The 17,695-nt window shown below is 67.9% G+C and carries 20 protein-coding genes; 11 read left to right on the forward strand and 9 right to left on the reverse strand.

Features of this window, described 5'->3' with window-relative positions:
- Window positions 1–111 precede the first annotated feature (111 nt).
- Window positions 112–933 (forward strand): NAD(+) diphosphatase, encoded by an 822-nt coding sequence (nudC, locus tag ACOGJB_RS02190; protein WP_419839196.1) that lies wholly within the window; start codon window positions 112–114, stop codon window positions 931–933.
- A 64-nt stretch (window positions 934–997) separates the two neighbouring features.
- On the opposite strand, the gene cysS is transcribed toward nudC, so the two are convergent.
- The 3 genes from cysS to ACOGJB_RS02205 are packed head-to-tail and all read right to left on the reverse strand — an operon-like array spanning window position 998 to window position 3,756.
- Window positions 998–2,569, reverse strand: coding sequence for a cysteine--tRNA ligase (gene cysS / locus ACOGJB_RS02195; protein ID WP_419839197.1), 1,572 nt, complete (start codon window positions 2,567–2,569; stop codon window positions 998–1,000).
- 42 nt (window positions 2,570–2,611) lie between these two features.
- Entirely contained in the window at window positions 2,612–3,406 is a 795-nt protein-coding gene (locus ACOGJB_RS02200; protein ID WP_419839198.1) for a type II CAAX prenyl endopeptidase Rce1 family protein, read from the reverse strand.
- Window positions 3,403–3,756, reverse strand: coding sequence for a helix-turn-helix domain-containing protein (locus tag ACOGJB_RS02205; RefSeq protein WP_419839199.1), 354 nt, complete (start codon window positions 3,754–3,756; stop codon window positions 3,403–3,405). Before ACOGJB_RS02205 ends, ACOGJB_RS02200 begins: the two co-directional genes overlap by 4 nt.
- A 182-nt stretch (window positions 3,757–3,938) precedes the next feature.
- On the opposite strand from ACOGJB_RS02205, the gene ACOGJB_RS02210 reads away from it, so the two are divergent.
- The 9 genes from ACOGJB_RS02210 to ACOGJB_RS02250 all read left to right on the forward strand — a co-directional run bounded on the left by ACOGJB_RS02210 (window position 3,939) and on the right by ACOGJB_RS02250 (window position 10,796).
- On the forward strand, window positions 3,939–4,646 hold the full coding sequence (locus ACOGJB_RS02210) for a hypothetical protein (protein WP_419839200.1): 708 nt from the start codon (window positions 3,939–3,941) through the stop codon (window positions 4,644–4,646).
- On the forward strand, window positions 4,643–5,935 hold the full coding sequence (locus tag ACOGJB_RS02215; RefSeq protein WP_419839201.1) for a CpaF family protein: 1,293 nt from the start codon (window positions 4,643–4,645) through the stop codon (window positions 5,933–5,935). Before ACOGJB_RS02210 ends, ACOGJB_RS02215 begins: the two co-directional genes overlap by 4 nt.
- Entirely contained in the window at window positions 5,932–6,789 is an 858-nt protein-coding gene (locus ACOGJB_RS02220; protein WP_419839202.1) for a hypothetical protein, read from the forward strand. The genes ACOGJB_RS02215 and ACOGJB_RS02220 overlap by 4 nt, the downstream gene beginning before the upstream one ends.
- The gene (locus ACOGJB_RS02225) at window positions 6,786–7,511 is read left to right on the forward strand and encodes a type II secretion system F family protein (protein WP_419839203.1); all 726 of its coding nucleotides are present in this window, start codon (window positions 6,786–6,788) and stop codon (window positions 7,509–7,511) included. The genes ACOGJB_RS02220 and ACOGJB_RS02225 overlap by 4 nt, the downstream gene beginning before the upstream one ends.
- A 77-nt stretch (window positions 7,512–7,588) precedes the next feature.
- Window positions 7,589–7,909, forward strand: a complete 321-nt coding sequence (locus tag ACOGJB_RS02230) for a hypothetical protein (RefSeq protein ID WP_419839204.1) — start codon at window positions 7,589–7,591, stop codon at window positions 7,907–7,909.
- Window positions 7,906–8,307 carry a hypothetical protein gene (locus tag ACOGJB_RS02235; protein WP_419839205.1) on the forward strand — a complete coding sequence of 134 codons (402 nt, stop codon included), beginning with the start codon at window positions 7,906–7,908 and terminating at the stop codon, window positions 8,305–8,307. Before ACOGJB_RS02230 ends, ACOGJB_RS02235 begins: the two co-directional genes overlap by 4 nt.
- Window positions 8,308–8,319: 12 nt before the next feature.
- The gene (locus ACOGJB_RS02240; protein ID WP_419839206.1) at window positions 8,320–8,769 is read left to right on the forward strand and encodes a hypothetical protein; all 450 of its coding nucleotides are present in this window, start codon (window positions 8,320–8,322) and stop codon (window positions 8,767–8,769) included.
- Window positions 8,759–9,265, forward strand: a complete 507-nt coding sequence (locus tag ACOGJB_RS02245) for a hypothetical protein (RefSeq protein ID WP_419839207.1) — start codon at window positions 8,759–8,761, stop codon at window positions 9,263–9,265. The genes ACOGJB_RS02240 and ACOGJB_RS02245 overlap by 11 nt, the downstream gene beginning before the upstream one ends.
- A 70-nt stretch (window positions 9,266–9,335) precedes the next feature.
- Window positions 9,336–10,796, forward strand: coding sequence for a hypothetical protein (locus tag ACOGJB_RS02250; protein ID WP_419839208.1), 1,461 nt, complete (start codon window positions 9,336–9,338; stop codon window positions 10,794–10,796).
- Here the strand turns inward: ACOGJB_RS02250 and hemW are convergent.
- From hemW to lepA, 5 genes are all read right to left on the reverse strand, one after another.
- A complete protein-coding gene (gene hemW / locus ACOGJB_RS02255) occupies window positions 10,793–11,884 on the reverse strand; it encodes a radical SAM family heme chaperone HemW (RefSeq protein WP_419839209.1) in 1,092 nt (363 codons plus the stop codon). The genes ACOGJB_RS02250 and hemW overlap by 4 nt on opposite strands.
- Window positions 11,881–12,171: a helix-turn-helix domain-containing protein gene (locus tag ACOGJB_RS02260; protein ID WP_419839210.1), complete on the reverse strand. Its 291-nt coding sequence runs from the start codon at window positions 12,169–12,171 to the stop codon at window positions 11,881–11,883. Before ACOGJB_RS02260 ends, hemW begins: the two co-directional genes overlap by 4 nt.
- A 1-nt stretch (window position 12,172) precedes the next feature.
- On the reverse strand, window positions 12,173–13,336 hold the full coding sequence (gene dnaJ, locus ACOGJB_RS02265; RefSeq protein WP_419839211.1) for a molecular chaperone DnaJ: 1,164 nt from the start codon (window positions 13,334–13,336) through the stop codon (window positions 12,173–12,175).
- 11 nt (window positions 13,337–13,347) lie between these two features.
- Window positions 13,348–14,421 (reverse strand): heat-inducible transcriptional repressor HrcA, encoded by a 1,074-nt coding sequence (hrcA, locus tag ACOGJB_RS02270; protein WP_419839212.1) that lies wholly within the window; start codon window positions 14,419–14,421, stop codon window positions 13,348–13,350.
- Between the two features lie 80 nt (window positions 14,422–14,501).
- Window positions 14,502–16,343, reverse strand: coding sequence for a translation elongation factor 4 (gene lepA, locus ACOGJB_RS02275; RefSeq protein WP_419839213.1), 1,842 nt, complete (start codon window positions 16,341–16,343; stop codon window positions 14,502–14,504).
- 54 nt (window positions 16,344–16,397) lie between these two features.
- Between lepA and rpsT the strand changes: the two genes are divergently transcribed.
- The gene (gene rpsT / locus ACOGJB_RS02280; RefSeq protein ID WP_419839214.1) at window positions 16,398–16,661 is read left to right on the forward strand and encodes a 30S ribosomal protein S20; all 264 of its coding nucleotides are present in this window, start codon (window positions 16,398–16,400) and stop codon (window positions 16,659–16,661) included.
- Between the two features lie 43 nt (window positions 16,662–16,704).
- Here rpsT and holA read toward each other — a convergent pair whose 3' ends face one another.
- Entirely contained in the window at window positions 16,705–17,676 is a 972-nt protein-coding gene (holA, locus tag ACOGJB_RS02285) for a DNA polymerase III subunit delta (RefSeq protein WP_419839215.1), read from the reverse strand.
- Window positions 17,677–17,695: the final 19 nt, after the last annotated feature.

Raw genomic sequence — 17,695 nt, forward strand, 5'->3', positions numbered from 1 at the left:
GCGGCTGTAGCCGTCGGTGCATCAAACACGGCGCCGGCTTTAGGACATGAGCCAGTAGGCGCGGGCACTTCTGAAACTGCGCTCGCGTGCGCGGTGTGCTCAACTTGGCTCGTGTTCACGGTCCTGAACCAGCCGCCTGAAGACCTCGACGAGAGCTCTCGGGTGTGGGTGCCGATCCGCTCGGGCACGGTGTTCACTGAGCCAGGCGGCGGATTGTGTGCCAGCCCCGCGGCACCGGTCGGCAACGGCTCGCCCCCTGCTGCATTCCTGGGCGTGCTCGACGGCAAAGGTGTCTGGGCGGTCGACATGGATCCCGCAGAAGAACCGCCGCTGGACGAAGGCGACCTCGAGCCGGTGCCGCTGCGCAAGCTCTACGGGCGCATCCCCGACGAGCACTGGCAGATCGCCGGGCGTGCCGCACAGATCGTCGAATTCGAGCGGACCCATCGCTATTGCGGGCGCTGCGCGACCCCGACCCGCACCAATGCCTCCGACAGGGCAAGGGTCTGCGGCGAGTGCGGACATATGGCGTTCCCGAGGCTCAGCCCCGCCATGATTGTGCTGGTCGAGCGCGGGCCCGAAGTGCTGCTCGCATGGGGCCGGCAGTTTCCCGGCCGCTTCTACAGCGCGCTCGCAGGGTTCGTCGAGCCCGGCGAGAGTCTTGAGGACGCCGTGATGCGTGAGGTCTACGAGGAAGTCCAGCTCACCGTCAGCAACGTCCGCTACTTCGGAAGCCAGCCGTGGCCGTTCCCGCACTCGCTGATGTGCGGCTTCGTCTGCGACTGGCAGGACGGCGAGATCGAGATCGATCCCGAAGAGATCGTCGAGGCCGGTTGGTACACCGCCGACAACCTGCCCCCATGCCCGCGAGGCGGCATGTCGATCGCCGGCTGGCTCATCGACGACTGGCTGCAGCGAACCGCCGCCGTCTAGTCGCGCTGAGACGCGCGTCCGCGGCGGAGGCGGCAGGACCCCCTGTGTGCCTCGTGGCTCGGTGTCAGGCGCGGTGCCAAGTGGCTCCGGCGGGGCCGTCGGAGACGACGATGCCTGCTGTCGCTAGATCGTCGCGGATGCGGTCGGCAGTGTCGAAGTCGCGGGCTGATCGCGCCGCTGACCGTTGTGCCAGGAGTGCCTCCACCTTGGCATCGGAGAGCCCGCCGTCAACGTGGGTTTCGCTTCCGTCATCACCGCACGTGAGGCCTAGGACGCTGAGCAGGTGCAGCGCTGTGCGTGCCGAGCGGGATGCTTCAGCGCGCGAAGCGGCGTCGAGGGAGGCGTTGGCGCGGCGCACGAGCCGGAAGATCACATCGAGTGCTGTGGGCGTGGAGAAATCGTCGTCCATGGCCGCTGCGAACGCCGTCACGGCTTCGGTATCCAGATCGGAAGCGGTCCCGCCTTCGATGTCTGGCCGTCGCACTGCGGCTGCCACGGCGGTCGAGATACCGGCACCTTCGACCCGGCGATTGAATGCATCAAGCCGGCCTACGGCGCTGCGGGCGGCTTCGAGCGCCGCGGGACCCATCTCCATCGCCCGCCGGTAGTGGGTCTGCAGCACCAGCAAGCGCACAGCGCGGGCACCCGCGGCGTCGATCGCGTCGGCGAGCTTCGTGTAGTTGCCCAGCGACTTGGCCATCTTCTGGCTGCCGACATTCACCATGGCGCTGTGCACCCAGTAACGCGCGAACGACTCTCCGGTGGCGGTCACTTGGGCCCATTCGTTCTGGTGATGCGGGAAGACCAGGTCATCTCCCCCGCCGTGGATGTCGAAGCCAGGCCCGAGCGCGCTGAGCGACATCGCCACACACTCGGTGTGCCAGCCGGGCCGGCCCTCGCCCCACGGCGTAGGCCAACGCGGCTCACCGGGTTGCGCGGCCTTCCATAGGGCAAAGTCGACGGGTGAGCGCTTGTCGAGGTCGATGTCGACACGCGCACCTGCATCCGAATTGAGCTGCTCCAGCGTTCGGCCTGCCAGCTGCCCGTATCCGGGCACCGATTCCACGGCGAAATACACGCCCTTGCCGGGTGCGTCATATGCCGCCCCGATCGACCGCAGCCCGGAGATCACGTCAATCATCTGGGAGATGAAGTGCGTCGCATGAGGCCGGGTGTGGGGCCGCAGCACGCCGAGCCGATCCATCTGCTCGTCGTACGCTGCAGTGAATTCTTCCGCCACATCAGACTCGGCGCGACCCTCCCGTAGGGCTCGTTCCACGATCTTGTCATCGATGTCAGTGACATTGGAAGCCACCGTCACCTCGTATCCAGACCACTCCAGGTACCGCCGGATCATGTCATAGGTCAACGCGGTGCGGCCGTGGCCGAGGTGCGGCACGTCATAGACCGTCGGTCCGCAGACATACATCGAGATCTCGCCCGGCGTTCGCGGGACGAAGGCGGTCTTGCGCCGCGTCATCGTGTCAAAGATCTGCAAGCTCACTGATGCCGGAGTCCCGATCGGGCCCAAGGGTACCGACGAGCCGCGCGCCGAACCCTGTGGTTTTCTGCGAATTAGGGCCCGCCGCGGGTCAAGTCGCGCGAACGATCCGTGTGATTGCCAAGAGTTACGCATGGTTCCGAGCGCAGACCACGCGACTTGACTTCTGGCGGACCCTTAGTCGAGCGCGCTGATCACGCTCCAGACCACCAGGTTGTGACAGGTGTGCAGCGCCAGACCGGCCCACCACCCATACCGCACTCGGGCAATGGTGAACATGAGGCCCAGCCAGATCTGCGGACTCACCACCACCGGGGAGACCACCACCGCCGCCACGGAGAGGCTCACGTCGTAGTTGCCGAGATGCACGAGACCGAACGCTGCGATCGAGCACCAGATGATCAATCTGGGGTGAGCCGACCACCAACGACCGGCGCGCTCAGACCAGTAGCTGCGAGGGGGTTCGCTGGGATCGCCCAGCCCGATTTCAGCAATCGCCGACTGTGCCCACAGCACGAACGCCACGACGGCGATCACTGCGAAGAATCCCGCCACGATCAACGCTCCGCCGGGTGCGAAGTACACCAACCCCGCCACGCCCGACAGCGCCAGCACGCCCGGCAGTGCCAGCTTGCCCAGACTCGGCCGCGCGGTGAGAGCCAGGCGAAACGCAGTTTCCTCGAACAAGGGCGCAACCACAGCCACGGAGATCAACTGCCAGAGCAGTGGCTCCGAGAGCAGCTGATCCTCCAAGGTCGACTCGAAACCCGTTTGCGCTGCTGCCAGCGAGACGAACAGCAAGGCGATCGAGCCACCGAGACCGATGACGAACAGGAGGGCGAGGCCTCTCGGCCAAGTCTTCCGACTGGCGGCAGTCCGCCAACCGGGTCGGACGCCGAAGCGCGGGTTGATCGTGCTCCACACGCCCTCTGGCGCGTCGGCGTCCGCGGGTGGAGTTCCCTCGCCGCTCAAACCTCGTCGACCGTCTCAGGTTCGTCATCGAGGTCGGCCAGCCGCGCCTCGGGATAGAGATGCTCGAGACTTCCCGGCTCGACTCGGCTCTGCTCGATGAACGCGTTCACATCGTCGAGGCGCAGTCGGATCACGCGTCCGAATCTGTATGCCGCCAGTTCGCCCCGGTCGATGAAGCGGTACAACGTCCGGGTCGTGATGCCCATGCGGTTCGCGGCCTTCAGCGTGGACAGCCAGATGATCTCGTCGTCGAGAGCTTCAGGCGGCAATTCGCACGGTTCGACCTCTGCGCTTGGCTCTGTCGGCGTCTCGGGCACCATCGCACCTCGCGGATAATCGTCGGTCGCCACGGTTCTGGCGCTGCCGATGCACCGTGGTGGATGCTCATGCGCGCACAGTAAGTCGATGCGCATTTCGATTTTGAGTATAGCCGTGCTGAGCATCGTACGCCATTCGTCTATACAGCGGGTTGATATGAATTGATTTCAATAAATTACTTGTATTTTCCATCAGGCACAGTTATATCTGTACCGTGGCAGCAGACACGCGATTGTCGAGCGAACGGGGAAGAACCCCGTCCGCGACGGGACTGAATTCCCGCGCGGGCACCAAACAGAACTCGCGCCAGGCGCGCGTCATTGCGGGCGGCGTGCTGTGCGCCACGGCAGCGCTCGGGCTGTGGTGGGCATTCGAGCAGGCAGCCGCTGAGCCCGAGACCCGCTTCGCTGTCGCGCGGTCACGGCTCGCACCGGGCAGGGTGATCGAAGCGGCCGACGTCGCAATGGTGTCGATTCGCCTGCCGACCGAGGTGGAAGCCACCGTCTTCGGCGCTGGCGCCGATGTCGTCGGCGGTCTCGTGGTCGAGGCCGTACATGCCGGAGAATTGCTGACTCGTGGCGACATCGGCTCGCCGCAGTCGATCTCCGGTCGCCATGCGGGCTATGCCATCTCTGTCGAGCTCGATCGTCCCCGCGCCCTCAACGGCCTGGTGGCCGTCGGCGAGCGAGTCGACCTCGTCGTGTCGGGGCACCTGTCCCCAGACAGCGCATCGGTCGTGGCCACCGGCGCCGTCGTGCTCGATGTCGACGACCCCTCGAGCATCGACCATGTCCCAGACACGGTGATCGTCACCCTGCAGGTGCCCGACCAAGCCAGCGCCGTCTCCGTGGCCGCAGCGGCGAATGCCGGTGCCATCACCTTGATCCGGGCGTGGGGAGCATCGCCACAGGTCACGTCATGACCGACCCGACGCCACTCGCGGAGATCGAACGCTCGGTTTCTGAGCGCGCTCGTCACAGCGGATTGGACCCGCGCGCCCCCGGCGCAGACCGTGCGATCACCGCGCTCGCCCACGAGGAGATCCGGCGTTGGAACCTCGGCTTCAAGGGCGGCACTCACCGCCACGCGGTGAGCGACGCTGACGCCGTTGCCGACCGAATCCGGCGCAACCTGCTCGGCTACGGACCTCTCGAAGCGCTGCTGGCCGATGCCGACGTGTGGGAGATCATGGTCAACGCCCCTGATGAGATCTTCGTCAAGCGGCACCATGGCCAGTGCGCAGACCATGACGAGTCGTTCCACGACGACGAGCACGTTCGGCGCACGCTGACGAGAATCATCGACGACGCGACGGCCTCTCATCGCAAGCTGGACCCCAGTGAAGGACTCCAAGACGCCCAGCTCGACAACGGCGCCCGCCTGCACATCGTCCATCCCGACATCGGCCGCGGCGGACACCTGATCTTCAACATCCGCAAGTTCACAGGCATCGGGTTCTCGAGCTTGAGCGATCTCGCAGCAGTCGGGACGCTGACCCGCGAGATCAGCGATTTCCTGCGTGCTGCAGTGCGCGCCCGGCTGTCGATCCTGTTCGCCGGCGCTCCAGGCAGCGGCAAGACCACGCTGCTGGGATGCTGCGCCGCGGAGCTCGAACCGCACCTGCGCGTCGTGACCGCCGAGGAAGTGTTCGAACTCGACATCCCGCTGCCCAACGTGGCCGCCATGCAGACCCGACCGGGTCGCACCGAGCGAGCGCCTGTCGACTTGAGGCGCCTGGTGGCCGGCTTCTTGCGGATGGCCCCCGACGTGGCCATCGTGGGCGAGGTACGAGACCGCGAGGCGGTCCCCTTGCTGCTGACGCTGTCGAGCGGCGTCACCGGCTACGCGACGATTCACGCGGGTTCCGCACGCCAAGCGCTCGGGCGGCTACGGCTCATCTGCCAGCTCGCGCCTGAAGTTCGCGAGATGCCCGTCGCGGCGATCACCCAGCTTGTGGCCGAGTCGATCGACATCGTCGTGCATCTGCGGCGAGGTCCCGACGGGGTGCGCGTCACCGAGGTGGTTGCCGTCGAGGACCTGACCGGCAGTGACCACCACGCTGCGTTCGAAACGACGACGCTGTTCGCACCCGCCGCCGGGGGCGAGTCGCCGGTGCGGACTCCGAACGCCTCGGGGCGCGTTGCCTCACGGTTGTCCTGCGCCGGCGTCGCGACACCGGACCTCGCCGCACGACCGGTCACGCCGACATGACCGGTGTGCTGTTCATCGGCGCGGGCGCGTTGGGCATCTGGCTGCTCGCGACGCCCGACGGCGATGTCTCGGCGGCGCTGCGGCGGCTGGTGCCGTCGAAGCCCCCCGCACCGCTGACAGCGCCCAGGCCAACCTCACGCCTGGTCGCCAGCACGCTGGCTGGCGCTGTCGCGGCGGTTGGGGGGTGGGCAGGTGCCTGGACGCTCTTCGGCGGCATCGCCGCGCCGGCCTTGGTCGCAGTGTTCAGTGCGGCGATCCCGCCCTGTGCTGCATCACAGCGGCGCCGGCAGCGCACCGCAAACTCCTGGCAGGCGTGGCCCCGACTGCTCGCGGAGATCCGTGTCGGGGTTGCTCACCGGGGCCAGTCGATCCCCGCTGCGCTCTTTGCTGCCGACGCCCACGCACCGCCGGAGATGCGCCTGGCATTCTCCGAAGCGGCCCGCACTTGGTCGTTGAGCACCGATTTCGAAGCGTCGCTGCGAGTGCTCAAGACATCGCTCGCGGACCCGACCGCGGACGCGGTGTGCGAGACGCTGTTGGCTGCGCACCAGATCGGCGGGGTGCGCGTCGACATTCGCCTGCGGGCCCTGGCCGAAGCGGCTCAGGCCGAGGCCGCAGCGCGTTCGGACGCTCGGGCCAAGCAGGCCGGAGCCCGATTCGCGCGCAGCTTCGTCGCTCTGGTGCCGGCATTCATGGGCGTCATCGGCTTGAGCATCGGAAGCGGCAGGCAGGCCTACGCGTCGCCTGACGGTCAGCTTCTGGTAGTGCTCAGCGTGCTCGCTGTGGCCGGCTGCTGGTTGTGGGCGGGTCGGATCATGGCGGTCCCGCTGCGGAAGCGGGTGTTCGTGCAGTGACCGCCTCCGGGGTATTCGCGCAGCGCATCGCCGGGATCGCCAACGGCGATGCCGAGCTTGCAGCCCGGCTGAGGCGAGCCGGCTGCTCGCGGTCGGGGTCCGAATTCCGCGCACGGCAGGTGGGCGGCGCAGCAGCAAGTCTCGTCGCCGCCGGCGGGGTGCTGAGTGCCGCGGGCATAGGCCTGCCGCTCGTGTTCGCCGGTGCGCTTGCCGTGGCCACCGCCGTATACGGCGCCACCGAGCACAGCCTCGAGAGGCAGGTTGCCGGGCGGCGCGCACAGATCACCGAGGAGCTGCCGATCGTTGCCGAGCAGGTCGGCATGCTGCTCGCGAGCGGGATGTCGCTGAGCGGCGCGCTTGATGCCGCTTCGCGTCGCGGCCAAGGGATCTGCGCCGAGGGATTGATGCGCGTCGGCACCCGGGTCGCCGGCGGCACCACCGTCGAGGTGGCGCTGGCCGAATGGGCCGACGACGCCGGATCGGCGGAAATCCGCAGATTCGTCGGCGTGCTGACCTTGCACGAGGACACGACAGACATCGCCGCGTTGGTCTCGGACGAGGCCCGCTCCTCCCGCATGGAAGCCCACCGGCGCCTCATCGCCCACATCGAGCGCCGCAACGAGCAGGTGTGGATACCTGTCACCGTCGCTGCGCTCGTGCCTGGGAGCGTCCTGCTGGCGATTCCGTTCAGCGATGCGCTCAGCGGATACGTGGCGCTGTGAGCCGCCCATCCGCCGGCGCTGGGCCTCACCGACATCTCCCCCCTCCCACGACCTGCATTCACCGAAAGGACAACCCCATGTACACCGCCTCCCTCTCCACGGTTCTTGCCATCCTCGGCACCGCCGCGGCCTTCGCGCTCGAGATCTCCGTCGCTGCGCTCAGCGCGGTCACAGCCAGCGGCGGCATCGCGACGCTGGCCCGATGGCAGTCCCCCGCCATCGGGCCAGCGCTGCGGCGCGGCACAGGACGCAACGAGCGAGGCGAAGGAGTCATCTCCGCGGCCATTGCCGTGCTGATCATCGCGTCGCTCGGCGCCCTCATGTGGGTCGGCTTCAAGGCGCTCTGGGAGAATGCTGAGGAAACCACCAATTCCGAGATCGCGAAGATCGGCAAGTGAGGTTGCGCCGCGATGAGCGCGGCACCGGCCTCGTCGCCCTGCCGTGGGGAATCTTGGCGTTCCTGACGTTCCTGATGCTCGCAGTCCAGGTCGCCATGCACTTCTACAGCGCTTCGGTCGTGACTGCGGTGGGTCATGACGCCACCCGGCGCGCAGCGTTCGGGGGCGGCGACTCTGCAGCGATCGTCGATGCCGAACGCTGGCTGCGGTCGCGCATCGGGCCCGCAATCAGCATCGAACGGCTGGACTGGAGCTCGAATCGCGACATCGTGGCCCTGGAGCTCTCGGCGCGGCCGCCGACGCTGCTCATTGATGCCTCCTCGCTCATCGGACGACGCAGCATCGAGCGCCGCTTCGAGGTGCGGCGCGAGCTGGCGCGCTTCGCCGGTCTCCCGTGAACCGAGGACGCCGTGAGATGCCCTCAACGTGACTCCGCCGGCGTGGTCGGGGCCGAGGTTCTGCCGTTCATCGTGCTCGTCTTCGTCGGAGGGACGCTGCTGTTCGCTCAGACATGGGCAGCGCTGGACGCGAAAATCACTGCCGTCGCCGGTGTCCGGGAGGCCGCACGGTCCTTTGTGGAACATGGCGGGCAGCGCTCCGCGGATGCCACCGATGCTGCGATCGCCGCAGGCACGCAGGCCATGTCCGGATACCGGCTCGGGGGCGAGGCGTCTGTGCAACCGGTCGGTTCGACCCGGCTGCGGCGCTGTGAACGGGTGACCTTCGAGGCGACCCAGGAGGTCCCACGCCTGGCGTTGCTGCGAGGCGGCTGGTCGCCGCTGTCGGTGCGTGCACGCGCCAGCGAGATCGTCGATCCATTCCGACACGGACTCAGCGGGCGTGCTCCCTGTGCGCACTAGGCCGAAGCCGCCCGCAATCGCTGTGGCCCTCAGGTCGCCGGCAACCCAAGCCGGTGACGTCGAGCGCGGCTCAGCGCTGCTGCTCGTGCCAGTCGGTGTGCTGATCGTGGTCCTGCTGGCTGGCATCACCGTTGACAGCGCGGCCGTGTTCCTGGCACAGCGCGAAGCATCTGCAGCAGCGTCCTCGCTCGCCAACGACTTGGTCTCGCTCGCGCTCGACGAAGCCGCTCTTCGTCACCATGGGATCTACCGTGTGGATGCCTCCCGACTGCGCCAGCTCACTGCGGGGAGCCAGCGAATGGCGCAGGAGCGGCTGTCTGCGATATTCGAGCCCGGATCGGTCTCGGTGACGATCACCGCGGCAGGTCCGTCGGCTGTGCGGGTCTCGGTCTCAGGTTCGGCCCGACGGATCATCGGCTTGATCGGGAACGTCAACGGACGCTCAAGCCGTCCCGTTTCCGCTGAGGCCGTCGGGCGCGCCCGGCTCTCTGGTTGAAGACGCGAGGGCACAGCAGCGCAATGTTTCATATTACTTAGCTATTGCTCAGTATGTTTTATATCTTTTGATGATGCTCAGAAGTCCGACTGTCCGCGAAGACCCTTCCGGCAGTGCAGTGCTGATCAAGCACGCCGACGGAGCCGAGCGGACGCGCTTGCGTCATGAGGCTCAGGTGATCGCCGCAGCGCGCATGGCGGGGGTCGTCGACTTCATCAGTCTCGACGAGTTCGACGATCGCTGCGAGATGCGACTGCGCTACCTCGAAGCCCCGTCGCTCGCCGAATTGCCGCAGCTCGGGCCCCGGGACACGCTCGAATTGCTCATCGAGCTCGGCACGACGCTGGAAGAGCTGCATGCTCGCGGCATCCGCCATGGCGCACTGCGCGGCGATCACGTGCTGGTGGCCCCGCCGCATCGGCCAGTTCTCTGCGGCTTCGGAGAGGCGACGGGCCCAGCCGACGAGCTGCAGCATCTGCCAGGCACGGATCTCGCGGCTCTCGCCGCCCTCGCCGCCTCGGAGCTCACGCGGGCAGATCGCACGGCAACCGAGGCCGGCGAGCGTCACTGGATTGCAGAATCGCTGCGCGCCTGTGAGAGCCTCACCTCCGCAGCGACGATCGCTCCGCGCGACGGCAAGCCGCTGTCGACGTGGCTCGCCCACCTGCGACACCTGCGCGACACCGCGGCACGCACCCACCCCGAGGCCATCGACGGAGTCGTGCCCGCTCGAGGGCTTGGCGTGATCGCTGCGCACGACATCAACGGCATTCGCGAACGGCTGCGTGCACAAGCACCCGATCCCGAGCCGTCAGACGGCATCGGTCCCGGATCACCGCAAGCGTCACGCGCGCTTGCACCAACGCCAGACCGGCGCCGGATCGCCTCGGGCGCAGTGCTGGCGGTGACCCTGGCCATCGCTGCGATCGCCGGTTGGCGCGCCCTGGCAGGCGGCGGCCCGGTGGCCGAATCGACCAGCCGGCTGCCGCACGTCGTCGCAGCGACCAGCGCCGCTGCCGGCGCGTCGTCGCCCAGCGTCTCTCCCGTAGGGCTTGATGACTCGGCGGTCCATGACGCTGATCCCGGTGACCCCTCAGCACCTCTCGATGCCTCCGACGCACTGCCTGCGCCAGTGAGCGAGGGCGCAACGCTGCTCTACAGCACCGCAACAGCGCCTCTTGCTGACGCAGAGGCAACGGTTGGATCTTCCGGTGACCTGGTGGCCACCGGCGATTGGGACTGCGACGGCCATTCGACACTGGCGGTCGTGAGCCCAACCACGGGAGAGGTCGGGTTCTACGGCACAAAGTCCGGCACCGATGGCCCGGTTGTGCCTGTGCGAGTCGCCCATGTGCCGCTCGCAGCCAGTGCACTGTCTACGACCAGACCCGAACCAGACGCCGCCGACGGCGTGGCACCGCAGCTCCCCTGTGACGCGCTGGTCATCCACTACGGCGACCTGGACGTGACACTGCCGCCGCATCGACCGGCGCCCGCGGGTGAGCAGCCGCCCGAGGCCACCCAGCGCTAGCGCGCTGACGGCAGCCCCAGCCGGACGGAAACCTCGTTGGCGAGCAGACGCCCACGAGCGGTCAGCTTGAGCCGGCCTTCCCCAGCAGGTTCGAGCAGGTGCCCCACGTTGTGGGGCAGCGAACCGGCCGGGACACCGTCGGAGGTGCGCAGCGCGAGCTGCAACGCTTCGAGGCGACGCTCGTCGGGGTCCAATTCCTCGCTGCCGGCAACGGGAGACGTCCCGGTCGAGATCGCCGCTATGAACCGCTCGGGGGTGCGAACGCTCCAGTAACGGTGACCGTCACGGTGGCTGTGCGCGGCACACCCGATGCCCGCGTAGGCACCCTGCCGCCAATACAGCTGGTTGTGCCGGCATCGCGCGCCCGGGCGAGCCCAGTTGGAAATCTCGTAAGCCTCGAAGCCCGCGCGCGCCAACAGCTCATCGGTGAACAGGTACTTGTCGGCCATGTCGTCGTCGTCGGGATGGCGGGACGGATCATCTCCGAGCGCGGTGCCAGCCTCTGGGGTCAACCCGTACACGCTCAGATGATCAGGCTCGAAGTCGATGGTGCGGACCAGCGTGTGCTCCCAATCGGACATCGATTCGGCCTGCGAGCCATAGATCAGGTCCAGGTTGAGCTGACCGATGCCCGCCCGCCGGACCGCATCAACCGATGCAGCCACCATCTCAGGGTCGTGGCGACGACCCAGCACGTCCAGCACGCCAGCGTTCATCGATTGCACGCCGAGGCTGATGCGGCTCACGCCCAGCGCCTCATAGGACTGCATCTGTTCGGCGGTGACGAGGTCGGGATTGCACTCCACCGTGATCTCGGCGCCGCCCGCCAGCGGGAGCTCCGCCAGCACCTCCCCCAGCAGCTCAGGTGCCACCAGATTCGGCGTGCCGCCGCCGAAGAACACCGAGGTCACCGCCGGAAGCTCCGCCGCCAGCTCGCGGGCCTGGCGGCGGCAGCTCGCCATGTAGTCGTCGATGAGGTGCTCGCGATCCGTCCAGGTTGCAAACGCGCAGTAGTCGCACCGATGCGTGCAGAACGGGATATGGCAATAGACGCCGAAGGGCGGCGATGCGCTGCCGGCGTCTGTCACAGCACTGAATCGGCCGGGTAGCGCTGTGATGCCGGTTGGCTTTGGCCGCCGTCTCGGCCGCCGTTCGGCAGCAATTCAGCGGGCGGCACGCCGTACAGCTCCGCCAAGCGCAGCAGACGCTTCACGGCCACGCCCCGCTCGCCGCGCTCGTACGCCCCCAGCACTGACGTGCGGAATTCGCCGCCCGATACCGCCTCGACCTCGCCGAGCGTCATGCGCCGCTGTTTTCGCACCGCCCGCAGCCGCTCGCCCACAAGCGCATCGACTGTCCGCCGGTCGTCGGGCATCTCACTGCCTCTGGCGCCGTTTCCGACGACGCTGCGGCGACTCCTCGCCGTCGACATCATCACGAACCCGCTCAGCGCGGTTAGGGGCGGTGCCGCCTTCCACCTGCTCACCACGTTCGCTGGCGACTTCCCGAAGCTTCGCCGCCTCAGACTTCGAGAGCTTCTTGGGTATGTCCACGCGCACCACAACGTGCAAGTCGCCGCGACCGCGCCCGTTGGCCCGCGGCACGCCGAGCCCGCTCAAGCGGATCGTGTCGTTCGGTTGGGTGCCCGCCTTCACCACGAGTTCCTGCAGTCCGTCCAATGTGTCGAACGGCACGCTCGCGCCGAGGGCCGCTTGCAGCATCGTCACGGGCAGCTCCGCCACCAAGCTGTCGCCCTGGCGGACGAAGACGTCGGATTCGGCGACACGCAAGTGGACGTACAGGTCGCCTGCAGGCCCGCCGCGCGGCCCCGCCGATCCACGGCCGCTCAGCCGGAGCGTGGCACCCGAATCGACGCCGGGCGGCACCCGCACAACCAGCGACACCTGCTCGGGCTGGCGCCCTTCGCCCCGGCACGACCGGCACGGATCGGCGATCTCCTCGCCGATCCCGCGGCAGCGGGCGCATGGCGCAGCGGTGACCATCTGGCCCAGGAGGCTCTGACGCACCTGGCGAACTTGCCCCATGCCCTCGCAAGCACTGCACATCGTCGGCGATGTGCCCTCGGCCGCGCCCGAGCCATCGCAATCGGCGCACGACACCAGCACTCGTACCTCGATCGGCCGGTCGACCCCGAAGACCGCCTCGTCAAAATCGAGGTCGACGACGGTCTCGTGGTCGTCGCCCCGCGGCGGTCCCGACCGGCGGCGGGACCGGCCGCCGCCGAACGGATTGCCGCCGAAGAACGACTCGAAGATGTCGCTGAGGTCGAAATCGAACGCCGGGCCGCCCATCCCGCCACGCAGGCCCTCATGGCCGAAGCGGTCGTACCTGGCTCGTGCTTCAGGGTCGGCGAGCACGGCATAGGCCTCGCTGATCCCCTTGAAACGGGCCTCAGCGCCGGCGTCACCGGGGTTCGCATCCGGGTGGTGCTCACGGGCCTTGCGCCGGTACGCGCGCTTGAGGTCGCTCTCGTTGGCGTCGCGGCTCACATCGAGCAGTTCGTAATAGTCGGCAGGCATCGGTGACGGCTCTATTGCTGGATCGGCTGCGAGATACCCGCCAGCGCATGCGCGCCGTCACCGTCGCCGAGCGAGGCCGACAGTCGCCGACTCACCGTGTGCACGGCCGCGAGCGCCTTCGAGTAGTCCATCCGCGTCGGGCCCAGCAATCCGACGCTGCCGACCGTACGGCCGTCGACTTCGTAGGGCGCGACCACCACCGAGCAGTCCGCCAGCGGCTTCATGCCGGTCTCGGACCCGATGGCCACGCTGAGACCGCGGTCGACGAGGCTGCGCAGGAGCGTCACGACCATCAGCTGTTCCTCCAGAACCGACAGGACCGAACGGAGCGATGACACCGCTTCGAACTGCTCGGTGATCTTGGCCGTCCCGCCCACGTAGAGCTCGCTGGGGTGCGGCTGGTCGTCGGCCAGCGCAGCCAGCGCCGCTGCCACGAGTGCATCGGTTGCGGCATCGCCGGTCTCAGGCACCGTTGGCGGCTGCAACCGGGTGCGCCCCACGAGCGTCTCGGCCAGGATCGCGGAGGCCGCCCCTGCGGCGGGTCCCTGGGCCGCATCTGCGAGTTCGCGGTTGTTGTATACGTCGACGTAGGTGCGCTCCACGACGCCCGAAGACATCACCAGCACCACCAGCAGCCGACCGCCCCCGAGGTCCACCAGCTGGGCCGACCGGATGCTGTCTCGATCGTGCCGGGGGGCGACGACCATGGCCGCGTACTCGGTCAGGTCCGACAGCAGCCGGCTGGTGTCGGACAGCAGTTCCTCGATCTGCCCTTGGGCATGGGCGAAGAACGCCCGCACCTGTCGGACCTCCGTGTTGTCCAGCGAACCCGGTCCGAGGCCGTCCACGAAGTAGCGGTAGCCCGCTTCGGTCGGCACCCGCCCGGCGCTGGTGTGGGGCTGCATCAGGTAGCCGCCTGCTTCGAGCGCTGCGAGATCATTGCGGACGGTCGCAGACGACACATCGAGGCGGGTCATGTCGAGCACCGCGGCCGATCCGACTGGCTGCGCGCTCTCAATGAAGTTCTCGACTACCGCCTGCAGCACCGTGGCTCTGCGCTCGTCCATCACTCCTCCGCCGCTCATCCTTTGCGGACCCTGGCAGCTTGCCTCGCGATGCTACCGATGCCCCTCCGTCCAACAGGGGGAAGAGCAGCGGGCGCGACTTACGAGTCGAGGCGCAGTGCCGAGACGAAGGCCTCGTTGGGCACCTCGACGCGCCCGATGGCCTTCATCCGCTTCTTGCCTTCCTTCTGACGCTCGAGCAGCTTGCGTTTGCGGGTGATGTCGCCGCCGTAGCACTTGGACAGCACGTCCTTGCGCTTGGCCTTGACCGTCTCACGGGCGATGATGCGCCCGCCGATGGCCGCTTGGATCGGCACGTCGAAGAGCTGGCGCGGGATGAGTTCGGCCAGTTTCGCCGTGATGGCCTTGCCGTAGGGGTACGCGCCGTCGCGATGGCGGATCGCCGAGAACGCATCGACGGATTCGCCGTTGAGCAATATGTCGACGCGCACCAGGCGCTCGGCGCGATAGCCCGCGTGGTCGTAGTCGAGACTCGCGTATCCCTGCGTGCGGCTCTTGAGCTGGTCGAAGAAGTCGGTCACCACCTCGGCCAGCGGCACCTCATAGCGCAGCTCGACGCGTTCGGGCGACAGGTAGTCCATGGAGATCATCGAGCCCCGACGCGACTGGCACAGGTCCATGACGGCGCCGGTGTAGGCACTCGGCGTCAGCACGGACACATTGAGCATCGGCTCCGCGATCTCGCCGATCTGACCGGCAGGCGGCAGGTCTGACGGGTTGTCGACCTCGACCTCCTGATCGTCGTCGGTCCGTACCCGGTAGGCCACCGACGGCGCCGTCGCGATGAGCGAGAGCCCGAACTCGCGCTCGAGCCGTTCACGCACGATCTCCATGTGCAGCAGGCCCAAGAAACCGCACCGGAACCCGAAGCCCAACGCACCGGAGGTCTCGGGCTCAAAGGTCACCGACGCGTCGTTGAGCCTCAGCTTCGCCAGCGCGTCGCGCAGGTCGGGGTACTCATCGCCTTCGACGGGGTACAGCCCGCAAAAGACCATCGGCTTGGGATCGTCGTAGCCGGCCAGCGGTACATCCGCCGGTGCCGCCGCGGAGGTCACTGTCTCGCCTGAGCGCGCCTGTGCCACGTCCTTGATGCCCGCGATGAGGTAGCCGACCTCGCCGGGACCCAGCTCGTCGGTCGGCGTCACAGCCGGCAGGCGCAGCCCGACCTCCTCGCACAGGTGCTGGCCGCCGGCATGCATGAAGCGCAGCCGCTCTCCCGCGCACAACCGGCCGTTCATGACACGGACCGACGACACGACGCCCCGGTACTGGTCGAAGTGGGAATCGAAGATCAGCGCCTGCAGCGGGGCATCGGGGTCGCCGCTCGGCGGGGGGATCCGTTCGGTGATCGCGTCGAGCAGCGCTTCCACGCCCTCGCCGGTCTTGGCGGAGATCGCCAGGACTTCGCCCGCGTCGATGCCCAGAACGCGTTCGATCTCCGATGCATACAGGTCCGGATCGGCTGCGGGGAGATCGATCTTGTTGAGCACTGGCACGATGGTGAGATCCGACTCCAGGGCCAGATAGCAGTTGGCCAGCGTCTGCGCCTCGATTCCCTGCGCTGCGTCGACGAGCAGCACCACGCCTTCGCAGGCGGCAAGCGACCGGCTGACTTCGTAGCCGAAGTCAACGTGTCCCGGTGTGTCGATGAGGTGGAGGGTGTGGCCTCGCCAGCACACGCGGACGTTCTGGGCCTTGATGGTGATGCCTCGCTCGCGCTCGAGTTCCATCGAATCGAGGTACTGGGCGCGCATCGAACGCTCCTCGACGGCGCCCGTCAACTCCAGGATCCGATCCGACAGCGTCGACTTCCCGTGGTCGATGTGGGCGATGATCGAGAAGTTCCGAATAGAAGCAGCGCTGGTCGATCCGGTTCTGACACCGCCGTCGGGGATGTCAGCCGCAGGGGGCACGTGGGGCATCGCAGGCCGCACGGTACCCTCCGGGGCCGGTTTCGAGACGGAGAGCACGCTTTCGTGGCAAACATCAAGAGCCAGATCAAGCGCAATCGCCAGAACGAGGTACGCCGCGTCCGCAACCGCGCGATTCGCTCAGAGCTGCGAACCCGCGAGAAGGCAGTCCAGGCTGCTGCGCTTGCGGGCGAGCCCACCGATGAGCTGATCCGCGCTGTGCAAAAGCGCCTCGACAAGGCCGCCGCCAAGGGCGTCATCCATCGCAACGAGGCAGGCCGGCGCAAGTCCCGGCTCATCGCCCGCTCGATGCAGGCCAGCGGTGCCTAGCGCCTGAACGGCCGGGTCTGGGCTGCTGGGTCTGGGCCAGCAATCAGCGGGCGCCGGCGGCGAGCCGAGCGCACAGGATCTCAGCGACACACCGGGCGTCGAGTCCGGATCTGCCGCGCATGTCCACGTCTGCCGTGGCGAGCTGCTCGACAGCTCGCGCAATGCCGTCGCTGCCGCGCCGTCGGCACGCGTCGAGCGCCTTGCGTGCCGGAAACGTGGAGCCCCGAAGACCGAGAACCGCAGCGGCTTCCTTCTCGTTCACCGCATCAGCGCCGTCAAGGCGAGCCATGCGGGTGATGTGGTTCGAGACCGTCGCCGTGACCGCCAGGGGATGCCGGCCTGCGCCCCACATGCGCTGCAGCACGGCGAGGGTCGCACCGACGTTGCCGCGGTCGATCGCGTCGGTCAGCTCCCACGGCGGGACATCGCCCTCGGCGCCGAGATACGGCAGCGCGTCGTCTGCAACAAGCCGGGCGCCTGTGCCGAAGACGGCCTCCAGCGTCTCGAGCACTGCCCCGAGCCGGCTCAGTTCGTTGCCGAGATGCTCCGAGATGGCCGCGCGGGCTCGAGCGTCGAGCTGCACTGGTGCCTCCGCTAAGCGCTCTTCGAGCCATGTCCGGCGATTGCGTGCCCCGCCGGGCACATCTGAGGCGACCCGCTGGCCCCCCGTGGCCTCGACGGCTTCGACGAGCGGGCGCGGCACGCGGCCTGAGTCCCACTCGAGCACGAGGTCGGTCGTGGGGCAGGGATCATCCAACCAGGCGATCAGCGGGGCGAGCTCGGCTGCGCCAAAGCGGCTGAGCCCCCTGGCCACGACCACCCGGTGGGTGGCCAGCATCGGCGGCGTCGAGGCAGCGATGGCGACATCGCTGAGGGTGTACTCATCGCCTGAGTACTCGTCGAGCACGTCGGCCCGCTGGGCATCGCCGACGAGGTCAGCGACGGCAGTTCTCACGGCTTCGGCCGAGAGAATCTCGTCGCTGCCGCTGATGAGTCTCACGGTTCCGCCGGCCATCAGCGCCGTGCCCCCGCAG

The organism is Candidatus Poriferisodalis sp., assembly GCF_965208895.1.
Taxonomy (GTDB): domain Bacteria; phylum Actinomycetota; class Acidimicrobiia; order Acidimicrobiales; family Poriferisodalaceae; genus Poriferisodalis.

Bases quoted from the DNA above. Each gene is read 5' to 3' on its own strand.
- cysS (WP_419839197.1), bottom strand. From the start codon at position 2,569: ATGCGTAACTCTTGGCAATCACACGGATCGTTCGCGCGACTTGACCCG.
- ACOGJB_RS02230 (WP_419839204.1), top strand. From the start codon at position 7,589: ATGTACACCGCCTCCCTCTCCACGGTTCTTGCCATCCTCGGCACCGCC.
- ACOGJB_RS02220 (WP_419839202.1), top strand. From the start codon at position 5,932: ATGACCGGTGTGCTGTTCATCGGCGCGGGCGCGTTGGGCATCTGGCTG.
- dnaJ (WP_419839211.1), bottom strand. From the start codon at position 13,336: ATGCCTGCCGACTATTACGAACTGCTCGATGTGAGCCGCGACGCCAAC.
- ACOGJB_RS02250 (WP_419839208.1), top strand. From the start codon at position 9,336: ATGATGCTCAGAAGTCCGACTGTCCGCGAAGACCCTTCCGGCAGTGCA.
- ACOGJB_RS02260 (WP_419839210.1), bottom strand. From the start codon at position 12,171: ATGCCCGACGACCGGCGGACAGTCGATGCGCTTGTGGGCGAGCGGCTG.
- hrcA (WP_419839212.1), bottom strand. From the start codon at position 14,421: ATGAGCGGCGGAGGAGTGATGGACGAGCGCAGAGCCACGGTGCTGCAG.
- lepA (WP_419839213.1), bottom strand. From the start codon at position 16,343: ATGCCCCACGTGCCCCCTGCGGCTGACATCCCCGACGGCGGTGTCAGA.
- holA (WP_419839215.1), bottom strand. From the start codon at position 17,676: ATGGCCGGCGGAACCGTGAGACTCATCAGCGGCAGCGACGAGATTCTC.
- ACOGJB_RS02215 (WP_419839201.1), top strand. From the start codon at position 4,643: ATGACCGACCCGACGCCACTCGCGGAGATCGAACGCTCGGTTTCTGAG.